16 protein-coding genes are annotated in these 17417 nt (G+C 65.7%); 6 read left to right on the top strand and 10 right to left on the bottom strand.

All coding sequences use genetic code 11. The features are described from left to right. Positions 1–38 precede the first annotated feature (38 nt). Together ACQU6B_RS05720 and ACQU6B_RS05715 are read right to left on the bottom strand one after the other, a co-directional pair. Entirely contained in the window at positions 39–503 is a 465-nt protein-coding gene (locus ACQU6B_RS05720; protein ID WP_430869081.1) for a GNAT family N-acetyltransferase, read from the bottom strand. Between the two features lie 10 nt (positions 504–513). After that, positions 514–858, bottom strand: a complete 345-nt coding sequence (locus ACQU6B_RS05715) for a hypothetical protein (protein ID WP_430869080.1) — start codon at positions 856–858, stop codon at positions 514–516. 107 nt (positions 859–965) lie between these two features. Here ACQU6B_RS05715 and ACQU6B_RS05710 point away from each other — a divergent pair, with 107 nt between their 5' ends. Then, positions 966–1976 (top strand): EamA family transporter, encoded by a 1011-nt coding sequence (locus ACQU6B_RS05710; protein ID WP_430869079.1) that lies wholly within the window; start codon positions 966–968, stop codon positions 1974–1976. Positions 1977–2079: 103 nt separating this feature from the next. Then, the gene (locus tag ACQU6B_RS05705; protein WP_430869078.1) at positions 2080–2949 is read left to right on the top strand and encodes a tryptophan-rich sensory protein; all 870 of its coding nucleotides are present in this window, start codon (positions 2080–2082) and stop codon (positions 2947–2949) included. Positions 2950–3053: 104 nt separating this feature from the next. On the opposite strand, the gene ACQU6B_RS05700 is transcribed toward ACQU6B_RS05705, so the two are convergent. Both ACQU6B_RS05700 and ACQU6B_RS05695 read right to left on the bottom strand, forming a co-directional pair. Further along, positions 3054–4439, bottom strand: coding sequence for an RNA polymerase sigma factor (locus tag ACQU6B_RS05700; protein ID WP_430869077.1), 1386 nt, complete (start codon positions 4437–4439; stop codon positions 3054–3056). Positions 4440–4792: 353 nt separating this feature from the next. Next, positions 4793–5851 (bottom strand): DUF4192 domain-containing protein, encoded by a 1059-nt coding sequence (locus tag ACQU6B_RS05695; RefSeq protein WP_430869076.1) that lies wholly within the window; start codon positions 5849–5851, stop codon positions 4793–4795. A 108-nt stretch (positions 5852–5959) separates the two neighbouring features. Here ACQU6B_RS05695 and ACQU6B_RS05690 point away from each other — a divergent pair, with 108 nt between their 5' ends. Beyond that, positions 5960–7036, top strand: coding sequence for a polyprenyl synthetase family protein (locus ACQU6B_RS05690; RefSeq protein ID WP_430869075.1), 1077 nt, complete (start codon positions 5960–5962; stop codon positions 7034–7036). A gap of 9 nt (positions 7037–7045) precedes the next feature. On the opposite strand, the gene ACQU6B_RS05685 is transcribed toward ACQU6B_RS05690, so the two are convergent. After that, positions 7046–7396 (bottom strand): Rv2175c family DNA-binding protein, encoded by a 351-nt coding sequence (locus tag ACQU6B_RS05685; protein WP_430869074.1) that lies wholly within the window; start codon positions 7394–7396, stop codon positions 7046–7048. A 70-nt stretch (positions 7397–7466) separates the two neighbouring features. Between ACQU6B_RS05685 and ACQU6B_RS05680 the strand changes: the two genes are divergently transcribed. Together ACQU6B_RS05680 and pknB are read left to right on the top strand one after the other, a co-directional pair. After that, positions 7467–8786 (top strand): LysM peptidoglycan-binding domain-containing protein, encoded by a 1320-nt coding sequence (locus tag ACQU6B_RS05680; RefSeq protein WP_430869073.1) that lies wholly within the window; start codon positions 7467–7469, stop codon positions 8784–8786. Positions 8787–8850: 64 nt separating this feature from the next. Next, positions 8851–10806 carry a Stk1 family PASTA domain-containing Ser/Thr kinase gene (gene pknB, locus ACQU6B_RS05675; RefSeq protein WP_430869072.1) on the top strand — a complete coding sequence of 652 codons (1956 nt, stop codon included), beginning with the start codon at positions 8851–8853 and terminating at the stop codon, positions 10804–10806. Between the two features lie 73 nt (positions 10807–10879). Here the strand turns inward: pknB and ACQU6B_RS05670 are convergent, their stop codons facing one another. From ACQU6B_RS05670 to ACQU6B_RS05655, 4 genes are all read right to left on the bottom strand, one after another. Next, positions 10880–12226: a class II 3-deoxy-7-phosphoheptulonate synthase gene (locus ACQU6B_RS05670; protein ID WP_430869071.1), complete on the bottom strand. Its 1347-nt coding sequence runs from the start codon at positions 12224–12226 to the stop codon at positions 10880–10882. Between the two features lie 5 nt (positions 12227–12231). Further along, positions 12232–13431, bottom strand: a complete 1200-nt coding sequence (locus ACQU6B_RS05665; protein WP_430869070.1) for a pyrophosphate--fructose-6-phosphate 1-phosphotransferase — start codon at positions 13429–13431, stop codon at positions 12232–12234. 75 nt (positions 13432–13506) lie between these two features. Continuing rightward, a complete protein-coding gene (locus ACQU6B_RS05660) occupies positions 13507–14214 on the bottom strand; it encodes a lysophospholipid acyltransferase family protein (protein WP_430869069.1) in 708 nt (235 codons plus the stop codon). Between the two features lie 31 nt (positions 14215–14245). Next, a complete protein-coding gene (locus ACQU6B_RS05655; RefSeq protein WP_430869068.1) occupies positions 14246–15211 on the bottom strand; it encodes an ROK family glucokinase in 966 nt (321 codons plus the stop codon). 75 nt (positions 15212–15286) lie between these two features. On the opposite strand from ACQU6B_RS05655, the gene ACQU6B_RS05650 reads away from it, so the two are divergent. After that, complete coding sequence (locus ACQU6B_RS05650) at positions 15287–17104, top strand: AMP-dependent synthetase/ligase (protein ID WP_430869067.1); 1818 nt, start codon at positions 15287–15289, stop codon at positions 17102–17104. Here ACQU6B_RS05650 and ACQU6B_RS05645 read toward each other — a convergent pair. Next, a complete protein-coding gene (locus ACQU6B_RS05645; protein ID WP_430869066.1) occupies positions 17101–17358 on the bottom strand; it encodes a hypothetical protein in 258 nt (85 codons plus the stop codon). The two genes, ACQU6B_RS05650 and ACQU6B_RS05645, sit on opposite strands and share 4 nt — an antisense overlap. Between the last annotated feature and the right edge of the window lie 59 nt (positions 17359–17417).

Here is a 17417-nt window from a genome sequence, read left to right as displayed (position 1 = left end):
GGCTTCATGCCGCGCCGCACTTCACCACTGGTGGCCGCCTAACGCGGGCCGTGGTCCTTGCGCAGGGAGGTCATTGCGATGTTGTCGCCCTTGACGAAGAATCCGAGTTCCTCGTACATGTGTCGCCCCTGAGGGCTGGCGTGGAGTTCGAGGACTTCGATTCCGCGGCTGTCGGTCTCCTGCAGGAGCGCGTCCATGACGGCGCGTGCGTACCCCTTGTACTGATGCTGGGGCGCCGTGGAGACCCACTGCACGTAACCCATGTGGTGCGAGCGCGCGCCGGGGCGCGGCAACCGAGGCGCGACATTGACCAGGCCGCAGCAGGCCAACCCGCCCTCGGGCGCGTCGATCACCATGCCGATGAGGTCCTCGCCGATTCGCTCGGCGACGAGCTTGGTCGAGTCCACGGCCCACATGGGGGTGGGGGCCGCGCCGACGGCCTTGTACATCAGTGCCCCGAGGTGCACAATTTCCGCTGCGTCGCTCGCTACCGCGGGCCGCACGGGCATCATGCTAGTGCCAAGCCACCGCAACGATGACGTTGACAATGGTCAGCACGCCCACCAGCATCCAGGGGGTCTTCACCGACCCGGACTTCTTGTGGGTCGCTTCGCAGATTCCCACAATCGCGAGGGCGATCAGCAACTTGATCGCGATCTTGACGTGGTCTGGCTCGTTGTCACTCGCGTAGGCGGTGCCCACGAGCGCGAGGCCCGTGACGAGCTGCGCGCGGGCGCCCCACACCATCGTCATCGTGATGCTCTTGGACTTGGCGGTGAGCTGGCCGAGGAACGGGCCCAGGATCGCGGCCATACCAATCAGGTGCAGGATCACAAGAATGTTGGTCAGGGTTTCCATGAGTCTCTTTCCGCAGGAGTCTTAGGGCTCGATGCTATCGTGCCTGGCCTGAAGCGCACACGTGCACACGCAGTGCGGTGACATCACCGCGGCGTACGATGTCGCTCGTGACCGAGACGCCGTCCTCCCCCGCTTCCGTCCGAGTCAAATCAGGCGCTCGCGGCGCGCTCTACGTCCTGCTCGGCACCGCACTGTTCGGCATCAACGGGTCGGTGGCCAAGGTGGTCATCGGCGCGGGCGTGAGCCCCGCCCAGCTCACCTTCTTCCGGGTGCTCTCTACCGCCGTCATCGCGGGGCTTGTGCTGCTGGTCAGCGACCGGGCGCAGTTTCGGCCCAGCCGGCGACAACTCGGCAACCTGGCCGCGCTCGGCATCGGCGGCCTGGCGATGATTCAGTGGCTGTACGCGGTAGCGATCTCGATACTGCCGGTGGGGGTGGCGCTCCTCATCGAGTACACCGCGGTGGTGCTGGTGGCACTCGCATCGTGGCTGATTTTCAACGAGCGCGTGCATCCGCGGCTGTGGTTCGCGATCGGCGCCGTTCTGGTCGGTTTAGCCGTGGTCGCCCAGGTGTGGGACAGCAACCTACGCCTTCTGGGAGTGGTCGCGGCGTTCGGCGCGGCGATTACCTACGCGTTCTACTTCATCATGGGCGAGCGCGTCGTGGCGTCGATGCCACCGATGGCCGTCGCGTTTTGGGCATCAGTGTTCGCGAGCGGCTTCTGGGGCATCTTCTCCGCGTGGTGGTCGCTAGATCCCGCCACGCTCACCGCCAACGTCTCCCTGTCGGGAGCACTCGAGGCCGTCGTAGTTCCGGTGTGGCTGCCGCTGCTCTTCGTCATCACCCTGGGGGCCTTCGCCCCTTTCGTGCTGATCTTCACCGCGTTGGGCCACCTATCCGCTACCGCCGTCGGGATCCTCGCCTCGTCTGAGGTTTTGTTCGCCTTCATCGTCGCCTGGGCCTGGCTGGGCGAGAAGCTCACCCCCCTGCAGGTGGCCGGCGCGATCCTGGTGTTGCTCGGCATCGTTGTCGCGCAGACGGCCCGCACCCGCCCCGAGCCAGCGCACCCAGAACGGCCCGAGGACGCCACCCTGGAAGTACCTCCCGCCGTTCCCTAGCCCAGCACGCGAGCAGACTTTCGCCAGATCGTTCGCACTGCATCGGCCGTCGCGGGAATGAATCGCGGTGTTCCCCATGTTTTGCCTTGTAGGAGGTACAACGATGTCGAACCCCACTTCACCCACTTCACCCACTGACCCTTCGCTCGCCCCGCCCGCCACCCGCGCTGACACCCTGCGCCGATGGGCGGTCCTGATCGGCGCGGTTGGCGCCATCGTCGGGGCGGCGTACGGATCCGGCGCCTTCGGAGGCACTCCCATCGCTGAAGCGGCGGGTGGCGCGCTCGCGGCCGATGCCACGCTCCTCGCCCCCGCGACGGCTGCCTTCGGCATTTGGTCGTTCATCTACCTAGGGCTCGCGGTCTTCGCGGTCTTTCAGTTCCTGCCGCGCCACGCGACCGATCCGCGCCTGCGCGCCACGGCCTGGTTGGTGCTGGTGTCCATGCTCCTCAACGCCGCGTGGATTGGCGTCGTTCAGGCGGGGGCGCTGTGGGCCTCAGTCATAGTCATTGTCGCCCTCGTCATTGTGCTGAGCGTGGTGGCCGCACGCCTTGCGTCAACTCCCCCGTCCGACTGGCGCGAACGCCTGACCACTGACGTGCCTGTCGGGCTCTATCTGGGCTGGGTGGTCGTAGCGACCATCGCGAATGCTACCGCGGTGCTCGCGGCCAGCGACGGGGACTTCTCCGCGGGTGACGGTATGCCCTTCGCTATCGCCGCACTGGTGATGGCGGCGGCACTGTCCATCGCGCTCGCACGCGGTTTGAGGGCCTCGCCACCCTTGAGCATGGCTACTGGATTCGCGCTCGCGTGGGGTCTGTGGTGGATCGCGGTGGGCCGCCTGACGGACTCTCCCGCCAACACCGCGGTGGGTTGGGCTGCGGGCCTCGCCGCCATCGTTGCCCTGGCGACACCGTTTGCCATCCGGGACTTCTCCTACGTGAACCGCAAGGATCCGCTGGCGCCGCAGTAGCCGTCGCTCGGCGCCCTCCTGAACGCAAGCAACGCACCGGCGCTGAAGGCGTCGATGCGTTGCTATTGCGCTATTCGCTAAGTGCTAGCGCGCAGGCTCGTGGCTTAGTCGAGGTAGTCGCGCAACACCTGTGAACGGCTCGGGTGGCGCAGCTTCGACATCGTCTTGGATTCGATCTGACGGATGCGCTCGCGGGTGACCCCGAAGACGCGGCCGATCTCGTCGAGCGTCTTGGGCTGACCGTCGGTCAGGCCAAAGCGCATACCGACCACGCCGGCCTCGCGCTCGCTCAGGGTGTCCATGACCTTGCTGAGTTCCTCCTGCAGGAGCGTAAAGCCCACCGCGTCGGCGGGAACCACGGCCTCGGAGTCCTCGATGAGGTCTCCGAACTCGCTGTCGCCATCCTCGCCAAGGGGGGTGTGCAGGGAGATGGGCTCGCGGCCGTACTTCTGAACTTCGACGACCTTTTCTGGCGTCATGTCGAGTTCAGCTGCGAGCTCTTCTGGAGTAGGTTCGCGACCCAGGTCCTGAAGCATCTGGCGCTGAACGCGCGCGAGCTTGTTGATGACCTCGACCATGTGAACGGGGATACGGATGGTGCGGGCCTGGTCGGCCATGGCGCGCGTGATGGCCTGACGGATCCACCAGGTCGCGTACGTGGAGAACTTGTAACCCTTGGTGTAGTCGAACTTCTCGACCGCGCGAATCAGACCGAGGTTACCCTCCTGGATGAGGTCCAGGAAGAGCATTCCGCGGCCGGTGTAGCGCTTCGCGAGCGATACCACGAGGCGCAGGTTGGCCTCGAGGAGGTGGTTCTTGGCGTGACGGCCGTCGTTGGCGATCCACTCGAGCTGACGGCGGAGCTTGGGAGCGATCTTCTCTCCCGAACCCAGCTTCTCCTCCGCGAACAGTCCTGCCTCGATGCGCTTGGCGAGGTCAACCTCCTGCTCTGCGTTGAGGAGTGCCACCTTACCGATCTGCTTGAGGTAGTCCTTGACCGGGTCCGCCGTCGCGCCAGCGGTGAAGACCTGCTGCACCGGAGCGTCGTCGTCGGCGCTGCGAAGCACGTAGCCGCGCTCCTCGGAGTCCTCGACCTTGGGCTTGGCCTCGACGGGCTCGTCCTCGATCTGAGCCACGGGTGCGTCTTGGTTCTCAACGCTGCGTGCCTGGGCTTCTGCGTCTTCCTTAGCCTTCTTCGCCGAGGCGCGCTTTGCGGCCGCCGTCGGTGCTGCGGCCTTCTTGGCTGCTGCGGCAGAAGTCTTGGCCGGGGCGGCCTTCTTAGCAGCGGGCGCCTTCTTCGGTGCCGCTGCGGCAGCCTTCTTGGGTGCCGCGGTGGCGGCCTTCTTGCGCGTGACTGGCTTCGCGTCGGTCTCCACTGCTGCGGGCGCGCTCTCGGCCGCCGTCGTTTTCTTGGTTGCGCTCTTAACGCTGGCCTTGGCGGCGGTGGTCTTGGGCGAGGCTGCGGTAGTCGTGGCCTTCTCCTTCTTCATTGCCTTCGCCGATGCGGCGGAGGGCTTGGGGACTTACGGACTTGCGACGCATGAGGCGTCACGACGGTTTCGCGCGACTAAATTCACTCGATGAACGGCGTTTCTACAGGACGCCCATCAACCATTTGACCTTGTGGATCACGGCTGTGGGCCGATACGAGGAACCTCCCTGAATGCAGCGGGACTACCTCATTCTGGTAGCTAAACTGCGCACAAGTGGCTCTTCGCCGCATCGTGTAAATCCATTAAAGTCTAACGCCACTGTCAACCCGGAGGCTCCGAAAGTCGCGGTTTCTGCCCGATTCAGCGCAAAGAGAATCCGCCGCGAGACCAAGTTGCCCCATATGTCCGACTTACGCGCGCCAACCGGGGACTATGCCTGCCAAAATAGTAGCCCGCAGTAGGCCAGCCAACCGGTAGCCGGGGGCACATGCGCTAGCCGCGTCGCACAGCGAGAGCGCCTCGCTGGGCTCCCCAAGCCACCAGTCTACGAGCGCGAGCATGGTGATCAGTGGTGCGGCGTCCCTGCGTCGGCTGCGAGCGATGCACTCGCCCAACACCAGCCGTAGCGAGGCGGCCTGCCAGTCGTCGAGGGCGACGCCCCGATGCGGGTCGAGTATTGCGTCGAGCACCCTCGCCACCGACTCGGTCGGGTCGCCGGCTAGGACGTCCGCTACGGCCGACTCACTGCCGGGGACGAGCGAGACGATCAACGCGTCCCTGACCCGCACGTCGGCCAGACCGGAGACCAGCTTCCCCAGGTCCGTATCGCTCATCCCAGCGTCCTCGCCGAGGCCCTGCACCAAGTGCTCGTGCCACAGACCCAGGCTCCGACGACGCCAGCCGCGCTCATCGTCTGCTCGCTTGGCGGTCCAGCGATCCGCCGCGCGCGCGCAGCGCCGCCTCTCTATTTCCGGTGCCGTCCCCCAATACCTGCGCGCGGTGGCATGCGCAGCCGACGTCCGCCAGGCCGCGCCAGGCGATGCCGCGAGCGAGCTGGAGGCAACGGGAACCGGTGTGCCGTCGATCGGGCAACACGTCACATCGGCGCACCCCGGCGCGAAGTAGCGCCCGTCGGACACCGCCCAGCTATCGACTCGCGGGACGACCGCCGTAATTGATTCCCGGATCGCGTCGGCAGCCTCGCAGCACAGCCGCACCGGTTCACAGGTATACGACACCAGGATTGCCGCGATGGCATCATCGCGGGTGAGGTGCGCCGCGATGGCACGCGACATCGGCGCGAGCACCTCGGACACGAGGCAGTCGTCCCGGTCGACCCGCATCACGGCGCCCACCTCACCCCTATCGCGAATACTGACGACGACGACGGACTCCACGGGAGTGAAGCCGAGGACAACGGGGAGAGTGGCGAGTAGTTCGCCGGGACCGCGGAGTGTGGGAATTGTCATGTCTCGACTCTGCGCTCGAGCACGACTCGTCACGGTTGGACCAACTCGAAGTGTGGAATACGGACGTGCCGCGATCGCCTGTGGACGCAGGCGCTCTACGCTGGACGCGTGGATAACTTGCTGAAGGAACGTGCCCGCGCGGTTGACGCCAGGGTGGCGGCGTCGCTCGCGACTACCGCGATCGCGATAGCCCCCGCTGGGGCAGCGGCGCTAGAAATGACCGATCAGATTGCGGCCTCGTCCGCCGGCGGCAAGCGGCTACGCGCGCAACTCATCGCGGGGGCGCACGACGCTTTCCGTGGCCCGCGTCCGGACATAGCGATCGGCATCGGCGCCGCCGTCGAGCTCTTTCAGACCGCCGCACTGCTGCACGACGACGTGCTTGACGACTCCGACACCCGTCGCGGCCGCCCGGCCGCTCATCGCGCGCTCGCCCAGCTCCACGAGCAACATGGGTGGCTCGGTTCCGCGGACGACTTCGGCGCCGCTGCGGGCATTCTCGCCGGAGACCTGACTCTGATGGCCGCGCACCGCGCGCTATTCGACGCCACCAGCGCCCTCGCACCGGCGGCTGCCACCACGGTGAACGCACTGTTCGCGGACATGGCCGAACTGGTGACCGTCGGCCAGTACCTCGATATGCGGGTCGCCGCGCAGCCGCTGGCCGACATCGTCCAGCAGGAGCGGGCCATTCGCGACGTGATGCGCACCAAGACCGCGTCGTACTCCGCGGAATTCCCGCTCGCGATGGGCGCCGCGTGCGCCGGCGCATCCGCTGGCTCGATAGCCGCGATGCGCGACATCGGCGTCCCGATCGGCATTGCTTTCCAGCTGCGCGACGACGTGTTGGGTCTTACCGGCGCGCCAGCGGTCACCGGCAAACCCGCGGGCGACGACGTCCGCGAAGGCAAGCGCACGATGCTGGTGTGGCACGCCTGGAACGCCACCGACGCGGGGGGCCGGGATTGCCTGCAGAGCACGCTGGGCCGCAGGGACGCCAGCGACGCAGACGTGGCCGCCGCCGTCGCGGTGGTGGTCGCAACAGACGCGCTGGAGCGAGTGGAGGCGGAGATCGAGTCGTTGACTCGGGCAGCGTCCAGTCAGCTCGCCGACCTGGACCTCGATGCCGAGGCCAAGGACCTGCTCACTTACCTTTTGGGTGCGGCCGCCCACCGGTCCGCGTAACGCGACTCCCTACAGGAGCGCCTGCACCAGGCGCCGGACGGGCGCGCGCTGACCGGCACGAAGTGCTTCGAGCGGAGTCATTCCGAGCTCCTCGGCCGGCGCCATCAGCCAGTCGATTGCCTCCTCGTCGGAGAATCCGACGTCCCCGAGCAGTGCGAGCGTCCCGCGCAGGGTCGGAATGATGTGAGGGCTGACGTCGCCCGGGATGATGAAGCCCGCGGGAATCTGCCACGTATTACTGTCTCCGCGGCGGATCGCGATGATCTTGCGCTCGCGGAGTTTGTCACGGACATCGCCGGCTTCCACACCGATCGCCTCTGCGAAGTCGGGGATCGTTAGCCACTGTGTTGGTTGCGTCATACGGCAAGCGTACAAACCTCACGGACCCCTTGCGCACACGTCGAGACTGAGTTAGATTCACTTTTGTAACATGAGTAACATCAAACACATGCGCATCATCAGGGAGAACATCGTGGGAAACCTAGGACCGTCACGTCACGCGACCCGCATCGCCGCACTCGGAACTGCCGCGGCTATAGCGTTCACCGCCTTCGGCGCGACCGCCGCGCAGGCAGACGAGCAGCACAAGGTCACCTCCGGTGACACCGTGAGCGACCTCGCGCAGCGCTACGGCAGCACGATTGACGCCATCATCGCCGCGAACCGGCTCAACACGCGCGCCACAATCTTCAAGGGATCCACGATCACGATCCCCACCGCATCGGCCGGCACGAAGGCGCCCACCGCGACCAACTCCGCGAAGTCATCGACGAGCACTTCGGCTAGCCCCGCCACCCACAAGGTGGTGCGTGGCGATACCGTATGGGACCTGTCCCTCAAGTACGGCACCACCGTGTCCGCCGTCGTCGCAGCCAACGGGCTGAACCAGTCGGCCATCATCCGCATCGGGCAGCAGCTCACGATGCCCGGCGCCGCCTCCACGTCGACCACGTCCATCCAGACGAACTCCTCCACCTCTGCACCCACCGCTTCGAGCACAACGGGCATCCACCAGGTGGCTGCGGGAGACACGGTGTGGGACCTGTCGCGCAAGTACGGCACCACCGTGTCGGCGATCATCACGGCGAACAGCCTCACCCAGGCCGCCTACATCCGCGTGGGGCAGAACCTCTCCATTCCCGGCGCGAACTCCACCGGCGCCACCACCGTGTCCAACGTCAAGCAGGGCTCAACCAACACCTCGGGTGAGCCAAAGCTCGCGACCGACAAGAACCTGAGCGAATTCGCCGACACTCCAGAGGGACTGGTCGGAGACACCTTCCTGGGTCGCACCTACTCCGCCCCCGTCGTGGGCGCCGCCAACCAGAACAAGGCGACTCTCAAGGCCATGGACGTGCCCTCGAAGACGCAGATGCAGGCCCTGATCATCAAGACCGCGAATTCGATGGGAGTCGACCCAGCACTTGCGCAGGCAGTCGCGTACCAGGAGTCCGGCTTCGACATGCGCGCAGTCTCCCCCGCGAACGCCATCGGCGTCATGCAGGTCATCCCGACCTCGGGCGAATGGGCGTCGACCATCGTGGGCCGCGACCTGAACTTGCTCATCCCCGAGGACAACGTCGTGGCCGGAGTCGCGATCCTGAAGAAGCTGCAGCGCAACGGCACGCCCCTCGACGACGCCATTGGCGGGTATTACCAGGGCGAGACCGCCGTTCGCAAGTACGGGCTGTACGCGGACACCAAGCGCTACGTGGCCAGCGTGCAGTCGCTCATTACCCGTTTCAAGTAACAGATGTGTCACTACCGCCCTTGGCTGTGCGTGGCGTGCACTCTCTCCACCTTAGAATGACCCTGTGTCCGACACCCTCACCGACCCGCTCCTCGGCCGTCTGGTCGACGGCCGATACCTCGTGCGCGAATGCATCGGCGCGGGCGGAATGGCCACCGTCTATCTGGCCTTCGACAAGCGGCTCGAACGATTGGTCGCTCTCAAGGTAATGCGCGCGGGTCTGGGCTCAGACCTCGACTCGTCGGAGTTCACCGCCCGCTTTAGGCGCGAGGCCAAGGCCGCCGCCCGACTCACCCACCCCGGGATGGTCCGCGTCTACGACCAGGGCATCGACGGCGAGATCTCCTATCTCACGATGGAGTACGTCGAGGGCGAGAATCTGCGCCAGCGAATGAACCATGAGGGTTGCCTGACGCTCGGCGAAGCCCTCACCGTCACGGAGGGCGTCCTCGACGCGCTCGCCGCCGCGCACCGCCAGGACCTCGTCCACCGCGACATCAAGCCGGAAAACGTGTTGCTCGACGAGGAGGGACGCACCAAGGTCGCGGACTTCGGCCTCGCGCGCGCCGTGACCGAGGTGACGTCGACCTCTACCGGCACCATCATGGGCACCGTCGCCTACCTAGGCCCCGAGCTGGTGTCGCGCGGCACTCAGGATGCGCGCACCGACATCTACGCGGCGGGAATCCTTCTCTACGAGATGGTGACCGGACATCAGCCATTTACGGGCGACTCGGCCATCGAGGTCGCATCCAGGCATGTCCACGAGGACGTCCCCGCGCCGTCCGAGTCGGTCCCCTGGCTCCCCCCTGAGTTCGATGCACTCGTAGCGCAGTTGGTGGCGCGCGACCCCGACGACCGCCCCATGAACGGCGCGGCAGCTGTGACGATGGTCAGGCAGGCTCGCTCACTCATCGACGACCCGACGCTGGATCGCCGAGCGGATCCCCCGTCCGGGGCGATCCTCCTGACCGGTGATGATGACGACGCCACCACGGTGTTCGATCCGGCCCCCGCGGGCGCCACCGTCGTACTGCCCATCGGGCTTGGGGAGTCCGCCTTCGCGCCCGTCTCAGTAGGCGCGGAAATGATCGAGGACGACCCGGAGGCTAGGGAGCCCGTTGCCCCCCAGCGCCGAGGGCTGTGGTGGTCCGGAGCCATCCTGGCCGCGATTCTGGTGTTGGGAGGCGTGGCTTTCTGGTGGTACAACTCCGTGGGACCTGGCGCGTTCACCACCGTTCCCGCGGTGGCCGGCACCCAGCAGGATGCCGAGCAGGTGCTCGAAGCGGTAGGCCTGGTCACCGAGACCGAGTTCCAGTTTGACGACGACATCGCCGACGGGACCGTGATCGCCACCGATCCCGCGGGCCAGACCCAGGTACCCAACGGCGCTCTGATCACCATCATTGTCTCCAAGGGCCCGGAGATGACCGCGGTGCCTGCGCTCGTCGGCAGCAACCAGGATGACGCGACCGCCGCGATAACCGAGGCCGGCTTCGAGGTCGGCGAGACTGAAGAGAAGCCCTCGGATACCGTCCCCAAGGGCGAAGTGCTGTCGCAGGACCCCGAGTCTGGGGAGACCGTGCGTCACGACTCGGCCATCTCCCTCACGGTTTCCGGTGGCCCCGCTCCCGTCTCCTTCCCCGACGTCGTGGGCCAGAGTGAGGCAGACGCACAGGCGACCCTCGGCGAGGACGCACTAGTCGTGAGCGTCAAGCGGGAACGCACGGACGACCAGCCCAAGGGCATCGTGTTTAAGCAGGACCCAGCGGCTGGGGACGATGGTATCCGTACCGATGCGATCACCATCTGGGTCTCGGACGGTCCCCCACTGGTCGACGTCCCGAACTTCGTCTTCGACGCCGTCGACGAGGCGGTCCAGAATGCCAAGGACGTTGGCCTGATCCCCGAGTTGCGAGCCCGTTGGCCCTTCAGCTCCCGGGATCGGATCGCCGACCAGTCGATCGCGCCCGGGACTGACGTCGAACGCGGCACCGACATCGTGCTGATCTACAACTGACTCCCCCCGCACAAAGCAAACGGCGCCCAACCCGATGAGGGGTTGAGCGCCGCGCTAGGTGCACAGATACGGGTTAGCGCTGCGAGAGCAGTTCCGACACCTTGAATGCCATCTCGAGCGACTGCTGGTGGTTCAGGCGCGGGTCGACCTTGGTCTCGTAGCGACGGGCCAAACCCTCGTCGTCGATCTCCTCGGTCCCGCCCATCACCTCGGTGACGTCGTCGCCGGTGAGCTCCACGTGGATTCCGCCGGGTACGGTTCCTGCGGCGCGGTGGACCTCGAAGAACCCGGCCACCTCGTCCAGAATCGTGTCGAACTTTCGGGTCTTGTAGCCGGACTCGGAAGTGAACGTGTTGCCGTGCATCGGATCCGACATCCAGGTCACGACTACGCCAGCGTCGCGAACTGCCTCGACCAGGCTGGGCAGCACCTCGCGAACGTTGTCAGCACCCATGCGCGCCACGAAAGTGAGGCGACCAGGAATGTTGTCCGGGTTTAGTCGCGCTGCCAGTGCGAGCGCGTCCGCGGGCTTGGTGGTGGGTCCGAGCTTCACGCCGATGGGGTTGTGAATCTTGGACATGAACTCCACGTGCGCGCCGTCCAAATCACGGGTGCGCTCGCCGATCCACAGGAAGTGCGCGGAGCAGTCGTACGCGAGCCCGGAGCGCGAGTCGATGCGCGTGAGCGCCCGCTCGTAGTCCAGCAAGAGTGCCTCGTGACTCGAGAACAGCTCGACTGTCTTCAGCGCATCGAAATCTCCACCCGCGGCGGCCATGAAGCGCACCGCGCGGTCAATCTCGGAGGCGGTCCGCTCGTACTTTGCGTACGCGGGGTTGGCGGCGAAGCCCTGGTTCCACGAATGCACGCTACGCAGGTCAGCGAAGCCCCCGGTGGTGAACGCCCGGATCAGATTCAGCGTTGCCGCAGACACGTGGTACGCGTCCAACAGCCGCTGGGGATCAGGAGTCCGCGACTCGAGAGTGAACGCCGAGGAATTGACGATGTCGCCGCGGTAAGCGGGCAGCGTCACCCCATCACGCGTCTCGTCATTTGACGAGCGGGGCTTCGCGTACTGCCCCGCCATACGACCAATCTTGATGATTGGCGTGGACGCTCCGTACGTGAGGACTACCGCCATCTGCAGGATGGTCTTGATCTTGTTGCGGATGCGGTCGGCCGTCGCGTCGGAGAAAATTTCCGCGCAGTCGCCTCCCTGCAACACGAAAGCCTCACCGCGGCCCGCGGCGGCCAACTGCTCGCGCAGCACGTCCGCCTCCCCCGCGAATACCAGGGGCGGCACTTCGCGCAGGCGATCGGTGGCGCGCCGCAGCGCGTCGGCATCGGGCCAGATGGGCTGTTGCTTGGCCTCACAGGAGAGGAACGAATCCACCCCCGCGGCCTCGAGGTCGGTCTGGGTCATAGCAACTATGCCTGACCGATCTCGGTCAGCAGGTCCGTGTACCAGGGCGTGGTGATGTCGAAGGGCTTGTGGCCGGCGATCCGGGGGAACGCGATGGCCTTCAGTCGGTCGCCGTCCTCCTCGTCGTGACCGATGACGCCCGACTCGCCGCGCAGCGCGCATTCGACGGCGAGGTCAGTCATCGACTTGATCAGGCGCAGGTCTTCTGCGTTCGCCGCCGCGGCGCGCGAGTAGTACCCGGACTTCTGGACCATCACCTTTTCCGCACCGAGGCGCTCGGCGAACTGCTCCGCGAACCAGGCGCCGGGGTTGATGGTGTCCAGCCTGACGTGGCCGAACGGGTCGCGACCAACGGTGCCGCCGGACGCTTCGATCTCGGCGATGATCTCCGGAACGCCGGCGCCCTCGGAGATGAAGATGTTGACGTTTCCTACCTCGTCCATGACGGTACGCAAACGTGCAGCCTCGGCATCGATGTCGAGCTTGGCTTCCGGCAGGTAGACGGCGTGGATGTCCCACCGCTCCTTGGTGAGGCCGATTCCGGGGAGGAACTTCCTCGTTGCGAGGTCCTCGCGGTAGGACTTTGCCGCGGCCGCGGTGAGCCAGCCACAAGCGCGCCCCATGACCTCGTGCACGATCAGCATGCGGGGGCCCGAGCGGTGCTCGCCGATGATGTTGCGCGCGAAGCCAGCGGCCTCCTCGGCGGCCGTCCAGGCACCGAGCGACTGGCGAATAGGCACCACGTCGTTGTCGATGGTCTTGGGCAGGCCAACGACCGTCAGGTCGTAGTTGTTGTCCGCCAGGTACGCGGCGAGGTCAGCAGCGGTCGTGTTGGTGTCGTCTCCGCCGATGGTGTGGAGCACGTCGACGCCGTCGGCCTTGAGCCGTTCTGCGGCCACCGCCAGCGGGTTCTGACCCTCCTGGACGAGTCCGCGCTTGACGCAGTCCTCGACGTTGGTCAGTTTGACGCGCGAGTTGCCGATGGGCGACCCGCCGAACTCGTGCAAGATACCGGCGTTGGCGCGGACCTCGTCGTCGATCACGGTCTTCTTGCCGAGCAGAAGGCCCCAGTAGCCGTGCTCGTAGGCGATGATCTCAGCCTCTGGCGCGATCTCGGTGTAACGCTCGATCAGTCCGCCGACTGCCGACGACAGGCAGGGGGCAAAGCCCCCGGCGGTGAGCAGGGCAACGCGGCGTACCGTCATGACATACCTTTCACTTCAATGCTGGGTGTTTTCACGCCCATTCTAGGGCGAAGAATATTGACTACTTCTGCGCGATCAGGCTGATTCGCCGTCGGCGCGCTTCTGGCGATCGAGTTCGCGCTTGTACTGCGCGGAGTCACGATCCACATAGTCCTGGCCAGAAAGCTCGCGGATGGCGGTCATCACGCTGTCGGTGAAGGCCCGGAGCGCCTCGCGATCGTCCTGCTTGCCGACGTACGGCGCGTGGGTGATGGGTGCGCCGATGCGCACTCCAATGGGGTGACGCGACGGTACCCGCTGGCCGATCGGCTGCGCGATATCCGTGTCGATCATCGCCACGGGGATGATCGGAACCTGAGCCTCGATGGCCATGCGCGCCATCCCGGTCTTACCTCGATAGAGGCGTCCGTCAGCGCTTCGCGTGCCTTCGGGGTAGATGCCGAGCAGGTCGCCACCCTGGAGCGCCTCCAGGCCGGTACGTAACGCGGCCTCGGAGGCCTTTCCCCCGCCGCGGTACACAGGAATGACGCCGACTCCCTGCATGAACGCCTTGGTGCTGTACCCCTTGACGCCTTTGCCGGTGAAGTACTCAGCCTTGCCTAGGAAGACGACCTTGCGCTTGAGCACGAGCGGGAGAAACACCGAGTCGGAGAAGGACAGATGGTTTGATGCGAGGATCGCGCCGCCGGTGGCAGGGACGTTCTCGACACCCACCGCCCAGGGTCGGTAATACGTCTTGAGGCCAGGGCCCAACAGCACGTGCTTAAACAACCCGTAGTACATCCGCGTCCTCTCGTAGCCTTCAGGCTACCGTTTACTCCCCTGTAGCCTCGCGCGCCAAGGCGGCCGCGCCGACGATGCCGGCATCGTTCGCCATGTCCGCAGCGACGATCTTGGCAAATGGACGGTGCCCGCTCGCGGGCAAGTGCTCCCCGAAGGCCGCGCGTGCCGGCTCGAGCATCAAGTCTCCCGCCGCGATCACTCCGCCACCGACCACGAACATTTCCGGATCGAGGATCGCCGCCAGCGAGGCGGCCCCCTGACCAATCCAGGAACCCAGCTCCGCGAGCAGTTCGATGCCCAACTCGTCGCCGCCTAGGGCGGCGGTCGTCACGTGAGGCCCGGCGATATCCGCAGCGTTCCCACCCGCGAGTTCGAGCAGGGCCGCGGCGCGCACCGGGCGCTCCACGCCTGCACGACGCGCCTCGCGCACCAACGCCGAGCCGGAGGCGTACTGCTCCCAGCATCCGCGGTGGCCGCAGCCGCAAGCGTGTCCACCAGGAACCACTCGGAAGTGCCCCAGTTCGGCGCCGAACCCGTACTGCCCGCGCACCAGGTTGCCGTCGACCACCAGCGCGGCGCCGAGGCCCGTGCCGATCGTCAGCATCACCATGTTCGTGACGTCTCTGGCGACTCCGTACTTGTATTCGGCCCAGCCGGCGGCGTTTGCGTCGTTCTCCACCACCACGGTGATTTCGGGCCGCTTGAGCAGCGCCGAAACCTTGTCCGCGAGGGCGTACTCGCGCCAGGCAATGTTGGGGGCGAACATGACGCGGCTGCGGTCGGAGGAGACGAAGCCCGCTGCCGCGAGTCCTACGGCGTGAAACTCATAGTTCTGAGCCAGCTCCGCGACGGCATCGGCGATCGCCGCATCGATGCTGGCCGGATCTTGCGGCTGCGTCTTGCGGCGGGTCTTCGCCACAATCGCTCCTGATTCATCGACAACTCCGACAGCGATTTTGGTGCCACCGATGTCGACGCCGATCGCGTGCTTGCTCATTAAGTCTCCCGGTTACTTGCTTATCTAAAGAAAGCGTATCGTTTCAATACTCACCCAACGACACCGGAGTCGAGCATGCAAACAGCCGATAACCCCAAATACGCACAAAACATCGTTGCCGAGGTGAACGCCGCCTGGGACCGATACGCGGACCGAGTGCTCGTGAGTCACATGGTGGACGGCGCCTGGGTGGACCTGACGGGGCGCGAATTCCGTCATTTGGTGGATGGCGTCGCAAAAGGGCTGATAGCCAACGGGGTCCAGGCGCAGCAGAGCGTGGGGATTATGGCGCGCACCCGCTACGAGTGGGCGGTGCTCGACTTCGCCATCTGGTCTGCAGGCGCCATTCCCATTCCTATTTACGACACCTCCTCGCGATCCCAGGTGGACTGGATTACGTCCGATGCGAGCATCTCGCTGTTGTTCGTCGAGACAGAGGCGCACGCCGCAATAGCTCAGGACGTCGCCGCTGACGCTGAGTCGCCGCTGACCGACGTGCACTTGATCGACCACGGGATCGTCGCGACGCTGGTCGCGGACGGCGCGAGCGTCTCTGACGCGGACCTCGAGGCGCGCAAGAGTGGCTCCGCTCAGCATGACCTCGCCACCATCGTCTACACGTCCGGAACCACCGGCCGGCCCAAGGGAGTGCGACTCTCGCACTTTGCGTACCTGCGCCAGGTCAGCGGCATGCAGGAAATGGCAGGCGAGGTGGTCTTCCAAAAAGACGGCAGCACGGTGCTCTTCCTTACCCTCGCGCATTCACTGGCCCGGCTCATCCAGATCCTGCTGCTGTCTTCGGGCATGCGAATCGGTTACTGCCCAGACTCATCCCAGCTGGTGCCCATGATGAGCACCCTTAAGCCCACCCTCGTTCTCGCGGTTCCGCGGGTGTTCGAGAAGATCTACGCCAGCGCCGAGCAGAAGGCTGCGGTGGACGGCAAGGTGAAGATCTTCCGTTGGGCCGCGAAGCAGGCCATCGACTACTCGATGGCGCTGGACACGGAGAAGGGCCCGTCGCTCGCGCTCAAGGGCCGGCACACGGTAGCGAACAAGCTCGTGCTGAGCAAGATCGCCGCGATCATGGGTGGCCGCGCCACTTGGGCTGTCTCCGGCTCCGCGCCGCTCGGCCAACGCCTGGGTCACTTCTATCGCGGGCTCGGCCTCAGGGTGCTCGAGGGATACGGTCTCACTGAGACCAATTCCGCCTCACACGTGGACAGGCCGATAAAGCCGAAGATCGGCACCGTTGGCCCACCGCTTCCTGGCATGGAGTGCATGATCGCCGATGACGGCGAGATCATGCTGCGGGGCGACACTATCTTCGACGGCTATCACCACAATCAGGAAGCCACCGACGCCGCGTTCAACGACGGCTGGTTCATGACCGGCGACCTGGGCGAGATGGACGCAGACGGCTACCTGCGCATCACCGGGCGTAAGAAGGAGATCATCGTCACGGCGGGCGGCAAGAACGTCGCTCCTGCCCTGATCGAGGACCGACTGCGGGCCTACCCGCTGGTCAGCCAATGCATCGTGATAGGCGACGGCCGACCGTTCATTGGCGCGCTCGTCACCCTTGACGAACTGGCGTTGCCGGGATGGCTCAAGGCCAAGGGCATGGAACCCATGACGGTCGCCCAGGCCGCTCACGACCCGCAGGTGCGGGCGCGCGTGGCGAAGGCTGTTGAGCGCGCTAACTCAGTTGTCTCGCGGGCCGAGTCCGTCCGTGAATTCGAAATTCTCGAGAATGACTTCACCGTCGAGGGCGGCACGCTTACCCCCTCGCTCAAAGTTAAACGCAATCAGGTACTCACCGACCATGCCGATGCAGTGGAGCGCGTTTACTCACGCAACAAGCCAGCCGCGGATTCCTCCTCGCGACTGCCTTAACTCGCGCGCCGCCTCACGACGCTTAGGGGCTTCGCGCCGGGCGGCGGCGCGGCCCCCTGTAGGAGCCGCAGCGGCGGCACGAGGCCGCCCGCGACCAATGCCTCGACCGCAGCCTCTTGGTCAGCGTCCATCACTAACCGGCGGGTATCGCTGGGGGCACTCGCCCCAGCACGCACCGGAATAGTAAGGAACGACACCACACAGTCGCCGCATGCCTTGTCTCGCACCTCGCAGGTGTCGCAATCAATAATCATGAGAATGACGCTAGGTCCCCCCTCTGACATTGCGGCAATAACGATGTCAGCGGCTTCAC

Origin of the sequence: Demequina aurantiaca, assembly GCF_050598105.1 — a bacterium.
Classification (GTDB): domain Bacteria; phylum Actinomycetota; class Actinomycetes; order Actinomycetales; family Demequinaceae; genus Demequina; species Demequina aurantiaca_A.
Note: the sequence above shows the minus strand (reverse complement) of the source record. Positions and strands in the feature narration are given on the sequence as shown.

What these genes read in the sequence shown, in the direction of transcription:
- ACQU6B_RS05715 (WP_430869080.1), bottom strand. Translation starts at nt 858, where the DNA reads ATGGAAACCCTGACCAACATTCTTGTGATCCTGCACCTGATTGGTATG.
- ACQU6B_RS05695 (WP_430869076.1), bottom strand. Translation starts at nt 5,851, where the DNA reads ATGACAATTCCCACACTCCGCGGTCCCGGCGAACTACTCGCCACTCTC.
- ACQU6B_RS05660 (WP_430869069.1), bottom strand. Translation starts at nt 14,214, where the DNA reads ATGTACTACGGGTTGTTTAAGCACGTGCTGTTGGGCCCTGGCCTCAAG.
- ACQU6B_RS05665 (WP_430869070.1), bottom strand. Translation starts at nt 13,431, where the DNA reads ATGACGGTACGCCGCGTTGCCCTGCTCACCGCCGGGGGCTTTGCCCCC.
- ACQU6B_RS05700 (WP_430869077.1), bottom strand. Translation starts at nt 4,439, where the DNA reads ATGAAGAAGGAGAAGGCCACGACTACCGCAGCCTCGCCCAAGACCACC.
- ACQU6B_RS05685 (WP_430869074.1), bottom strand. Translation starts at nt 7,396, where the DNA reads ATGACGCAACCAACACAGTGGCTAACGATCCCCGACTTCGCAGAGGCG.
- ACQU6B_RS05680 (WP_430869073.1), top strand. Translation starts at nt 7,467, where the DNA reads ATGAGTAACATCAAACACATGCGCATCATCAGGGAGAACATCGTGGGA.
- ACQU6B_RS05705 (WP_430869078.1), top strand. Translation starts at nt 2,080, where the DNA reads ATGTCGAACCCCACTTCACCCACTTCACCCACTGACCCTTCGCTCGCC.
- ACQU6B_RS05650 (WP_430869067.1), top strand. Translation starts at nt 15,287, where the DNA reads ATGCAAACAGCCGATAACCCCAAATACGCACAAAACATCGTTGCCGAG.
- ACQU6B_RS05670 (WP_430869071.1), bottom strand. Translation starts at nt 12,226, where the DNA reads ATGACCCAGACCGACCTCGAGGCCGCGGGGGTGGATTCGTTCCTCTCC.
- ACQU6B_RS05655 (WP_430869068.1), bottom strand. Translation starts at nt 15,211, where the DNA reads ATGAGCAAGCACGCGATCGGCGTCGACATCGGTGGCACCAAAATCGCT.
- ACQU6B_RS05645 (WP_430869066.1), bottom strand. Translation starts at nt 17,358, where the DNA reads ATGATTATTGATTGCGACACCTGCGAGGTGCGAGACAAGGCATGCGGC.